This window comes from Pseudomonas sp. D47 (assembly GCF_045447305.1).
Classification (GTDB): domain Bacteria; phylum Pseudomonadota; class Gammaproteobacteria; order Pseudomonadales; family Pseudomonadaceae; genus Aquipseudomonas.
The window spans coordinates 20,700-31,386 of record NZ_JBJGXU010000067.1; the positions used below are offsets into that span (position 1 = coordinate 20,700).

At 59.2% G+C, this 10,687-nt stretch carries 8 protein-coding genes; 4 read left to right on the top strand and 4 right to left on the bottom strand.

Annotated features, from left to right (window positions below):
- Positions 1 to 6 precede the first annotated feature (6 nt).
- Positions 7 to 576 carry a CsiV family protein gene (locus ACI77I_RS27430; protein ID WP_242154982.1) on the top strand — a complete coding sequence of 190 codons (570 nt, stop codon included), beginning with the start codon at positions 7 to 9 and terminating at the stop codon, positions 574 to 576.
- 9 nt (positions 577 to 585) lie between these two features.
- Complete coding sequence (locus tag ACI77I_RS27435; protein ID WP_406999323.1) at positions 586 to 3,276, top strand: DEAD/DEAH box helicase; 2,691 nt, start codon at positions 586 to 588, stop codon at positions 3,274 to 3,276.
- Positions 3,277 to 3,387: 111 nt separating this feature from the next.
- On the opposite strand, the gene ACI77I_RS27440 is transcribed toward ACI77I_RS27435, so the two are convergent.
- From ACI77I_RS27440 to ACI77I_RS27450, 3 genes are all read right to left on the bottom strand, one after another.
- Positions 3,388 to 6,693, bottom strand: a complete 3,306-nt coding sequence (locus tag ACI77I_RS27440) for an SNF2-related protein (protein ID WP_406999325.1) — start codon at positions 6,691 to 6,693, stop codon at positions 3,388 to 3,390.
- A gap of 124 nt (positions 6,694 to 6,817) precedes the next feature.
- Positions 6,818 to 7,828 (bottom strand): beta-N-acetylhexosaminidase, encoded by a 1,011-nt coding sequence (gene nagZ, locus ACI77I_RS27445; protein WP_406999327.1) that lies wholly within the window; start codon positions 7,826 to 7,828, stop codon positions 6,818 to 6,820.
- A gap of 142 nt (positions 7,829 to 7,970) precedes the next feature.
- A complete protein-coding gene (locus ACI77I_RS27450) occupies positions 7,971 to 8,678 on the bottom strand; it encodes a TetR/AcrR family transcriptional regulator (RefSeq protein ID WP_094951161.1) in 708 nt (235 codons plus the stop codon).
- Positions 8,679 to 8,941: 263 nt separating this feature from the next.
- Here ACI77I_RS27450 and lexA point away from each other — a divergent pair, with 263 nt between their 5' ends.
- Positions 8,942 to 9,550 carry a transcriptional repressor LexA gene (gene lexA, locus ACI77I_RS27455; protein ID WP_003172575.1) on the top strand — a complete coding sequence of 203 codons (609 nt, stop codon included), beginning with the start codon at positions 8,942 to 8,944 and terminating at the stop codon, positions 9,548 to 9,550.
- A 10-nt stretch (positions 9,551 to 9,560) separates the two neighbouring features.
- Positions 9,561 to 10,034, top strand: a complete 474-nt coding sequence (sulA, locus tag ACI77I_RS27460) for an SOS-induced cell division inhibitor SulA (protein WP_048725723.1) — start codon at positions 9,561 to 9,563, stop codon at positions 10,032 to 10,034.
- A 248-nt stretch (positions 10,035 to 10,282) separates the two neighbouring features.
- Here sulA and ACI77I_RS27465 read toward each other — a convergent pair whose 3' ends face one another.
- Positions 10,283 to 10,516, bottom strand: a complete 234-nt coding sequence (locus tag ACI77I_RS27465; protein WP_053255041.1) for a hypothetical protein — start codon at positions 10,514 to 10,516, stop codon at positions 10,283 to 10,285.
- Positions 10,517 to 10,687 lie beyond the last annotated feature (171 nt).

Consider the following 10,687-nt stretch of genomic DNA (forward strand, 5'->3'; position numbering starts at 1 on the left):
GCCCCAATGCGCCTGTTCCGCATTTTGAGCTTGTTGTTGGTGGTCGTTGCTCCTTCGGCGTTTGCCGACAGCCCGTACCTGGTGGAAATGGTCCTGGTGCGCCAGAACGCCGAGCCGGTGATCACTAGCCGCGCCGCGCCGGAAAACTGGGACGCCGGGGCACCACGGCTGCCGGCGGACAAAATGAGCCCGCCACGGCTGGGCAACATCGTCGACAAACTCAGTGCCGACAACAGCTATACCGTGCTGCTGCACCGCGCCTGGGACCAAAACCTGGGCGAACAACCGGTGAAGCTGGCCATTACCGACGGCCAGGAGCAATTCGGCCAGTTCCCCATCGAAGGCACGCTGAACCTGCAACTGGGGCGCTTTACCGATATCGACGCAAACTTCTGGATCAACCAGTTCGACGCCAACGGCAGCGTCATTGCCAGCGAACACCTGAGCCAGCAAGACGTGCGCACCAAAAACAACCAGCTCAACTACCTCGACGGCGGCCACTTGGCGCTGCTGATCAAGATCACCTCGCTGACCGCCAAACCACCCAGCGCACCACCGCCCGACATTCAGGACTGATCCAGCGCCATGCCCCTGACGTCGTCGTTGACCAAACCCCTGGCCCCTTCGTGGGCCAATCGCTTTAAAGAGCAAAGCCTTGAGCGTGGGCGCCGCTATGCCCTGGAAAACCGCGTGCGCATCGTCGAGTCTGGCGACAGCACCATCATTGCCAGTTGCGAAGGCTCGGGCGGTAACGTTTACCGGCAAACCATCTCGCTGCGCGAATCCGCCAAAGGCATGCTGATTCTGGTGGACAGCCGCTGCACGTGCCCGGTGCACACCAACTGCAAACACATCGCGGCGGTGCTGCTCAAGGTCCAGGAAACCCTGGCCTACCCGGCGGCCGCCCAGGATGCCGAGCTGCTGGAAAAACTCCAGGCCGTGCTGGATAACCGCGTGGTGCTGCCGCAGGTGGTGATGGAGGATGTGCGACCGGTGCCGCGCCTGTGGCTGGCGAGTGTCGAGTTCAGCGCGTTTGAACCGCGCAATGGCAAAATGCAGCGCTACATCCAGCACCGCGCAGCGTTGTCGTTCAATTACCTGGGCAACTATGTCAGCGGGCAAAAAAACGCCGACATCGTCGTGCGCCAGGAGACCCAGAGCCTGCGCATCAAGCGCCATCCGGAGTTGGAACAGCCGTATCGCGAGCAACTGCGCCTGCTCGGCTTCAAGATCGCCACGCGCCAGAGCAAAGCGTTGCCGGAAAGCGCCGGTGAACTGTTCGAGATGGTCAATGACAGCGCCTGGCTGAACTTCACCCTCAACGCATCGCCGACCCTGCGCGCCGAGGGCTGGGAGCTGCAGATCGATGAGGATTTCGGTTTCGACTTGAGCACCGTCGATGACTGGTACGCCACCGTCGATGAAGGCCCGGAGCGCGACTGGTTTGACCTGGAATTGGGGATCATCGTCAACGGTGAGCGGCTGAGCCTGTTGCCGATCCTGTTGAACCTGATGCGTTCGCACACCGAGATCCTCAACCCGGAAAAACTCGCCCGGCGTCGCGATGACGAGCTGATTCTGGTGAACATCCCCGGCCTGCCCAACGGCCACGGCCCGCTGCAAGTGGCGCTGCCCTACGGTCGCTTGAAACCGGTACTGGCCACCCTTGGCGAGTTTTACCTGCAGGAACCCGGCAACACCACGTTGCGCCTGGCCAAGGCCGATGCGATTCGTCTCAACCCGCTGGAAGACCTGCCGCTGCAATGGGAAGGCGGCGAGAAGATCCGCAACTTCGCCCAGCGCCTGCGCGACATCAAGGGCTTCACCTGCGTGGCGCCCGAAGGCTTGAACGCAACCTTGCGCCCGTATCAGCTCGAAGGTTTGAGCTGGATGCAGTCGCTGCGCCAGCTTGATGTCGGCGGGATTCTCGCGGATGACATGGGCCTGGGCAAAACCCTGCAGACTCTGGCGCATATTCTCAGTGAAAAAATCGCCGGGCGCCTCGATCGGCCGTGCATGGTGGTGATGCCCACCAGCCTGATCCCTAACTGGCTCGACGAAGCGGCGCACTTCACCCCGCAGCTCAAGGTGCTGGCACTGTACGGCGCGACGCGTAAGAAACATTTCCAGAACTTGCAGGACTATGACCTGCTGCTGACCACCTACGCGCTGCTGCCCAAAGACATCGAGCAGCTCGCCGCCCTGCCCTTGCACGTGCTGATCCTCGATGAAGCGCAGTACATCAAGAACCCCAACAGCAAGGCCGCCCAGGCCGCGCGCGAGCTGAACGCGCGCCAGCGCCTGTGCCTGAGCGGCACACCGCTGGAAAACCACCTGGGCGAGTTGTGGTCGCTGTTCCACTTCCTGCTGCCAGGCTGGCTGGGCGACGTGAAAAGCTTTAACCGCGATTACCGCGTGCCCATCGAAAAACGCGCCAGCGATGTGCGATTGCAGCACCTTAACGGTCGGATCAAACCCTTTCTGCTGCGCCGCACCAAGGAACAAGTGGCGACGGAATTGCCGCCCAAGACTGAGATCATCCATTGGGTCGACCTCAACGAAGCCCAGCGCGATGTGTACGAAACCATGCGCCTGGCCATGGACAAGAAGGTGCGCGACGAGATCACCCGCAAGGGCGTGGCGCGCAGCCAGATCATCATTCTTGAAGCGCTGCTCAAGCTGCGCCAAGTGTGCTGCGACCTGCGCCTGGTCAACGATGCCACCCTGCCCGCCCGTGGCAGCAGCTCGGGCAAGCTCGACAGCCTGATGGAAATGCTCGAAGAACTGTTTGCCGAAGGGCGCCGGATTTTGCTGTTTTCCCAGTTCACCTCGATGCTGAGCCTGATCGAAGTCGAACTGAAAAAACGTGGCGTGGACTACGCGCTGCTGACCGGCCAGACCCGCGACCGACGTACCCCGGTGAAGGACTTCCAGAGCGGCAAGCTGCAGATTTTTCTGATCAGTTTGAAGGCCGGCGGTGTGGGGTTGAACCTGACTGAGGCCGACACGGTGATCCACTATGACCCGTGGTGGAACCCGGCCACGGAGAACCAGGCGACCGACCGGGCTTATCGTATTGGCCAAGAGAAGCCAGTGTTCGTCTACAAGATGATTGCACGGGGTACGGTGGAGGAGAAAATCCAACACCTGCAGAAGGAAAAGTCTGACTTGGCAGCCGGTGTGCTGGATGGGCGTACGACGGGGGATTGGCAGTTGGGCAATGACGATATTGAGGCGTTGTTTGCGCCGTTGCCTAACAAACAAGAGAAGCGTTGACCTTCAGATCGCTATCGCGGGCAAGCCCGCTCCCACATTTAATCGCGTACATCGCTTGGAATGCGATCGAATGTGGGAGCGGGCTTGCTCGCGAAGGGCGCGCCACGGTTTTCAGCCTGGCAACGGCGCAAACAGCGCCTCGATATCCCGCTGCTCCAGCTTCCACCCGGCACTGGCGCCGCCTTCAAGAACCCCATCGGCCAACGCTGCTTTTTCCAACTGCAACGCCTGGATTTTCTCCTCCACGGTGCCGCGCGCAATCATCTTGTACACAAACACCGGTTTGTCCTGCCCAATGCGATAAGCCCGGTCGGTCGCCTGGTTCTCCACCGCTGGGTTCCACCATGGGTCGTAATGAATCACCGTGTCGGCCGCCGTCAGGTTCAAGCCCGTGCCACCGGCTTTCAGGCTGATCAGGAACAACGGCGTCTTGCCGTCCTGGAAGTCCTTCACCGGAGTGCGTCGGTCAAGGGTGTCACCGGTCAGTATCGAATACCCAATCTCACGCTGCTTCAACTCTTCTTCAATCAGCGCCAGCATCGAAGTGAATTGCGAGAACAGCAAAATCCGTCGCCCTTCACTGAGCAACTCCTCCACCATCTCCATCAAGCTACCCAGCTTGCCGGTGCCGGCCTTGGCCGCTTTAGAAACCGGGGCAGACTTTACCAGGCGTAAATCGCAACACACCTGGCGCAGTTTGAGCAACGCTTCAAGGATGATGATCTGGCTGCGGGCCACACCGTGGCGGCTGATTTCATCGCGCACCTTTTTATCCATGGCCACACGTACGGTTTCGTACACATCCCGTTGCGCATCATTCAACTCCACCCAATGAATAATTTCAGTCTTGGGCGGCAACTCAGTGGCGACCTGCTCCTTCTTGCGACGTAACAGAAAAGGTTTGATACGCGCTGTGAGGTGCTGCATACGATGTGCATTCGCGTGTTTTTCGATGGGCGTGCGGTAATCCCGGTTGAAGGTTTTACTGTCGCCCAGCCATCCCGGCAGCAGAAAATGAAACAGCGACCACAGTTCGCCCAAGTGGTTTTCCAGCGGCGTGCCTGAAAGACACAGACGTTGATCGGCCTCTAATTGCCGGGCAGCCTGGGCGGCCTTGCTGTTGGGATTCTTGATGTTTTGCGCTTCGTCGAGGATCAGCATGCTCCAGCGTTTGGGCTGCAAGACGTCAAGATCGCGTGGCAACAACGCATACGTGGTGAGCACCAGATCGTAATCGCCCAAACGCGTGAAATCGTTCTGGCGTTGCGCGCCATGCAGGGCCAGCACCTTGAGCTGTGGGGTAAAACGCGCGGCTTCATCCAACCAGTTAGGGATCAGGCTGGTGGGCATCACCACCAGCGCAGGGGTTTGCAATCGGCCGGCCTGCTTTTCACAGAGTAGATGCGCCAAGGCTTGCAAGGTTTTGCCCAGCCCCATGTCATCGCCAAGAATCCCGCCGACGCCCAGCTCTCGCAGGGTTTGCATCCAATTCAGGCCTTCGAGCTGGTAGCCACGCAGTTCGGCATTCAAGCCCTGGGGAGCCGAGACTTGCACATGGGTCGATTCCTTGAGGCGCTTGGCGAAATGCCGCACGCGCTCACCACCCTGCCAGATCAGAGGAATACCGTCCAAATCACTGAGACGGGCTGCATCAGGGGCACTCAATCGCAGCTTGTCGCTGCCGGGGTCGCGTAGATACAGGGCACCTAACGTCGCCATCAGAGGTTTGATCCGACCATAAGGCAGAGCGACCTTAGTACGCTCGCGAGTCCCCAGGCTTACGAGCACGCGCTCCTCGTCAGCGCGTTCAATCATGTAATCGGCGTCGAGCAGTTTGGGCTGACGAGCCATTAATTCCAGCACAATGGGTAGCAGGCTGTAGCGCTGGCCATTGACCTCGATCCCCAGCTCAAGATCAAACCATTCGTGACCGGGAGATTCTTCGATATCAGCGTACCAATGGTCCACATCTTCCACATGGTAGTAAAAACCAGGCTGGATGCTGATATCCCACCCAGCCTTTTGAAGGGCTGGCAGATGATCCTCAATGAAGTTCAACCAGTCGTTATCGGTAGCCAGATCAAACATCTCGCCGGCGTTTTGCGCCAACGCGTGTGTTTTGCGAGTGACCTTGGCAAAACCGAGTTTGGTCAAGACTTTGCGCAAGGCTTTTTCAGCCGCAGGTTTACGCTTGATACGCTGGGTTTCGGTACCGCTCAACAACCGTATCTCAGCGCCGCCCTTGTCGCTGGCTAGGCTATCGCCATAGCGATAAGCCAACGCGGCACGGTGTTCAAACGTCGGCATTGGCCTGCGAAATTCTGCGCTATAAGCATAGGTTTCGTCGCTGCCCAATGACAGGCACGCCTGGGGCTCGAGCGTATCGACCACTCGCTCGGTCAACGCACGCGGCGGCGGGATCGCGGCGCCCACGGCACTGATGCGATGACTGAATAACGCGACCTGGTTTTCCGGAATCTCGGGCAAGCTGGACAGGTGAATAGCCAGGCGATCATCCATCTCATACTCAAGCGGCCCCAGCTCCATGTTATCCAGGTTCAAATAATGAAGCGGCTTGAGTGGTAAGACCTCGTGCAACAGTAGATCGTCGCTTAGCCATTGCGGTCGATAGCTACCGTCTGGCTGCACGGCCCAATTGAAGCGGGCGACACGCGTGGGACCTGGGTTGAGCGCCAATTGGGCATCAAAGTCCACGAATAACCGCTCGGTTTTGAGCGCCAGTTTTAGAATTTCGGCGCCGTCCTCGCCCTCCAGCGCAAAACTGCTGCCGTAGCGACCGTACGCTCGCCCAAGCATAAGAAGCCGACAGATGCGCTTGTCCACATCGAGCATATAACCGGGCGCACGCGCCAGGGTTTCATCGAGCGAGTACAGCGCCTTGATTTCGCTATAGCCGCCCTTTTTCAGGGTGCGTGCCCGGAAGACCGCCAGCGACCAACGGTTTGAGTAGGCGTCGGGACTGAGCTGGTACAGCAAACAGGTGTTGCTGCTTTTGGGTAACGACTCAACCTCTGGCGTCGCGGCGGGCATGTTGTTAAGCCATTGCTCGATCTGCGGGCTGAGGCGATCACTAGGTGCCTTGGGCTCATCCAGCTCGTCCGCCAGTGCAAGGACTCGGAATAAAACGGCGGCGGCGTGTTTGCAGTCCACCCCGACCGGGCAAGAACACACGCAATCGATATCAGCCCAATGCGGGTCTTCCTTGGCGACCAGAGAGATCACCAACGAATAGATACTACCGCCAGAACCTCTGCACCTTGCGAGCAGTCGCTGTGTCCCGACCTCCAAGACTTGGACGCGGTCTTCGGCCACATAGTCAAAACCACGATCAAGTGTGCGAGGGGTGAAATTCTCTTGCCAGTCCAGACCAGCAAGACGCGTCAATAGGCTATTCATGGGGACTCAATTTACGCCAAGCGTGGCCAAAATAAAGACGGTTACTTCCTGCCTACGAGTACGAATAAGCGGCAACTGAATTCCGATATTTCCGACGTTTTTTGCTCTTAACAAACACGTCTTGTCACTCGATCAACTGAGCATCCCGCAACGCAGTAAGCGCTGTCAGCCAACGCGGATCCTGCTTGTAGTCCGTCGAAGCAATCGCCTGCCCACGCATCCGCGCAATCCGCGCCGAAGGGATGACCTTCATGCGATGTGCCGCGCTCAGTGCCAGCTCAGCAGCCGCACGATCGTTACACACCAACCCCATGTCGCAACCGGCCGTCAGCGCCGCTTCAATCCGGCTGGCCGCATCCCCAACCACATGCGCCCCGGCCATGGACAGGTCATCGCTGAAAATCACCCCATCAAACTGCAACTCGCCACGCAGAATGTCCTGCAACCAGCGGCGCGAGAAACCAGCCGGCTGGGCATCAACCTGCGGGTAGATGACGTGCGCAGGCATTACGGCGGCCAATTGCTTGCTCAGGCGTGTGAAAGGCACCAGGTCATTGGCGCGAATCTGTTCCAGGCTGCGTTCATCATTGGGAATCGCGACGTGGGAATCCGCCTCGGCCCACCCGTGGCCTGGGAAGTGTTTGCCGGTGGCAGCCATGCCGGCGCTGTTCATGCCGCGCATGAATGCACCGGCGAGCACAGCGGCGCGCTCGGGGTCGCCTTCAAAGGAACGGGTGCCGACCACGGCACTGCGCTGGTAGTCCAGGTCCAGTACCGGGGCGAAGCTCAGGTCAAGGCCGACCGCCAGCACTTCTGTGGCCATGATCCAGCCGCACTGCTCGGCCAGGTATTCGGCATTCGGGTTATCTGCCAACGCGCGCATGGCCGGCAGGCGCACAAAACCTTGGCGCAGACGTTGCACGCGACCGCCTTCCTGGTCGACGGCCAGCAGCAAGTCGGGACGCACCGCACGAATCGCCGCGCTCAACTCGCGCACCTGGCGTGGGTGCTCGATATTGCGCGCAAAAATGATCAGGCCGCCCACTTCAGGCTGACGCAACAGGTGGCGATCCTCGGCCGTCAGCCAGGTACCGGCAACGTCGACCATTAAAGAACCTTGCAGGGCAGCAGTCATAAACCTTCCTTAAATAACGCACACAACCCGTTGCCCTCACGTGGCGCGATAAGCGCAGTGAGCATAACGGGTTGCGAGTAAATAGCTGAAATCGGCATGCAGCTAGCTTAGCGGATGCAAGCGGCCGCGCACACCCGGGCGATCATGCCTTGGCAGTGGCCGGCGTGGATTTGCTGCGGGGGCGCAATTGCGCAGCAGCCATGGCTTGGTCGGTCACGCCGGTTTCGGCGCGCATGCCGGCGGCAAGGAACGGCACCATCAGGCGCATCACCTGCTCTATCGAGGTGTTGACGCCGAAATCGGTCTCGGCAATCGCACGCAAGGCTTTGATGCCGGACATGCTGAACGCGGCAGCACCGAGCATGAAGTGCACGCGCCAGAACAGTTCGATCGGTGGAATACGCGGCGCAGCTTCGTTGACCAGCAACATGTAGCGACGGAAAACTTTGCCGTACATGTCTTCCAGGTAACGCCGCAAGTGACCCTGGCTCTGACTGAAGGCCAGGCCCAGCAAACGCATGAAGATCGACAGGTCATTGCCGCTACGCGGTTGAACCACCAGCGCTTGCTCAACCAAGATTTCCAGCAATTCTTCCAGGCTTGGCTTGTTATCAGGCTTGGTCTGGCGGCGCTCCAACTCACGGTCGAGGCTGGCGCAGAACGGCCCCAGAAAGCGCGAGAACACCGCCTGGATCAGGGCTTTTTTCGAGCCGAAATGGTAATTCACTGCGGCGAGGTTGACCCCAGCCTTGCTGGTGATCAGCCGCAATGAAGTTTCAGCAAATCCTTTTTCCGCGAACAATTGCTCGGCAGCATCGAGAATGCGTTCAACGGTTTCCGACTGGGCCATGGCTACTCCGCCTGACAAACACTTGTTTGAAACATACGTTTCAGGGTGTGTCTTGTCAAGCCTGCGAGTCCGTTTTCCGGCCGGGCAGTCATCTATTTCATCGCTATTTAATCACATCCTTCTCGCTCTGTAGGCAGCGCTGTCTCTGCCTTGTAGGACGGGTGGCGAATGACCGTCCAGCGGAGTGCTAAAAAAGGATGATTGCCAAGCGCAGTTCACTGTATATAATCCCAGTCACTGTATAAAAAGACAGAGCGATCAACATGCTAAAACTGACGCCACGCCAAGCTGAGATTCTGGCTTTTATCAAGCGCTGCCTCGATGACAACGGCTACCCGCCGACCCGAGCGGAAATTGCGCTGGAGCTGGGGTTCAAATCCCCCAACGCCGCTGAAGAACACCTCAAGGCCCTCGCCCGCAAAGGCGCGATCGAGATGACCCCAGGTGCGTCACGCGGTATTCGCATCCCTGGCTTCGAAGCCAAGGCCGACGAATCGACCCTGCCGATCATCGGTCGCGTCGCCGCCGGTGCGCCGATCCTGGCGCAGCAGCACGTCGAGGAGTCCTGCAACATCAACCCGACCTTCTTCCATCCGCGTGCCGACTACCTGTTGCGCGTACACGGCATGAGCATGAAGGACGTGGGCATTTTCGACGGTGACCTGCTGGCCGTCCATACCACTCGTGAAGCCCGTAATGGCCAGATCGTCGTCGCGCGTATCGGCGATGAAGTCACCGTAAAACGCTTCAAGCGCGAAGGCAGCAAGGTCTGGCTATTGGCCGAGAACCCTGAGTTCGCCCCGATTGAAGTGAACCTGAAAGATCAGGACCTGGTGATCGAAGGCTTGAGCGTCGGCGTCATTCGCCGCTAAAGGAGGCACCATGCAGCTCGTGCACACCCCACAACACACACAACTGTCGCTGTTCGAGGCCTTTATGGCCCAACCCCTTGCGCCCATCCTCAAGGAAACGGTCGAGGCCCCGTGGGGCTCCGAACCTGAGGCGTTCAGTGAACTGTCGTTGCGCGGTGCAGCCGGGAGCTGCCTGAGCCTACTGGCGCCGATCCTTCGCGAACTGAGCGAGGAGCAGGACGCGCGCTGGCTGACGCTGATCGCCCCGCCCGCCAGCCTGACCCAGGCCTGGCTGCGGGACGCCGGCCTCAATCGCGAGCGCATTCTGTTGCTGCAGCCGCGCGGCATGCAAAGTGCCCAGCAGTTGACCTGCGAAGCCTTGCGCCTGGGCCGTAGCCATACGGTGGTGAGTTGGTTGAACCCGTTGAATGCTACAGCCAAGCAACAACTGATCAGCGCCGCACGTACGGGCGATGCGCAGAGCTTGAATATTCGGTTGGGGTAATAGGATGTGCGCAGGCTAGCCCTGTGGAGGGGCTTTTGTGGCCTGCATGCTTGTTGTGGCGAGCGGGCTTGCCCCGCGCTGGGCTGCGAAGCGGCCCCAAAACCAAGCACGGTGGAATACCTGATGTACCGCGTCAAACCTATTTGGGGCCGCTTCGCAGCCCAACGCGGGGCAAGCCCGCTCGCCACAGAAGCCCGCCTGCTGCAGCAACAAGCCCGCTCACTAGAACAAGCGCACTTATCACAAACTCAGTGAAGAACCCGCGGCCCGTCGTCCTTCTCCGGCTCGCCTTCTGCCAGGCGACCGGCCATCTGCACACCGACGCTCAACATGGCTTTTGCTACTTCCACGTGCTGGCCTTGCAGGAACGCTTTTGCGTCTTCGGAAAAATCCAAAATTACTAGAGAACCCTCGTCCTCAGCCCGGCGCAGCTCAATTCGGCCGTCAGGCAGTTCAACAATTTCCAGAAAGGACGTTGGCATAAAAGTCTGTTCTCCACGAAAGGCCGGGATTATATCAGTCATCCACTCAGCCTCGGTGAGGATCTGAACAGGTTTCTTTACGGCTTGATGAATGGTGCTCTCGGGAACACGCCTATCAATGTGGGAGCTGGCTTGCCTGCGATAGCGGTGTATCAGCCAATGACCCGCAAA

Bases quoted from the DNA above. Each gene is read 5' to 3' on its own strand.
- ACI77I_RS27435 (WP_406999323.1), top strand. From the start codon at position 586: ATGCCCCTGACGTCGTCGTTGACCAAACCCCTGGCCCCTTCGTGGGCC.
- ACI77I_RS27450 (WP_094951161.1), bottom strand. From the start codon at position 8,678: ATGGCCCAGTCGGAAACCGTTGAACGCATTCTCGATGCTGCCGAGCAA.
- nagZ (WP_406999327.1), bottom strand. From the start codon at position 7,828: ATGACTGCTGCCCTGCAAGGTTCTTTAATGGTCGACGTTGCCGGTACC.
- ACI77I_RS27465 (WP_053255041.1), bottom strand. From the start codon at position 10,516: ATGCCAACGTCCTTTCTGGAAATTGTTGAACTGCCTGACGGCCGAATT.
- lexA (WP_003172575.1), top strand. From the start codon at position 8,942: ATGCTAAAACTGACGCCACGCCAAGCTGAGATTCTGGCTTTTATCAAG.
- ACI77I_RS27430 (WP_242154982.1), top strand. From the start codon at position 7: ATGCGCCTGTTCCGCATTTTGAGCTTGTTGTTGGTGGTCGTTGCTCCT.
- ACI77I_RS27440 (WP_406999325.1), bottom strand. From the start codon at position 6,693: ATGAATAGCCTATTGACGCGTCTTGCTGGTCTGGACTGGCAAGAGAAT.
- sulA (WP_048725723.1), top strand. From the start codon at position 9,561: ATGCAGCTCGTGCACACCCCACAACACACACAACTGTCGCTGTTCGAG.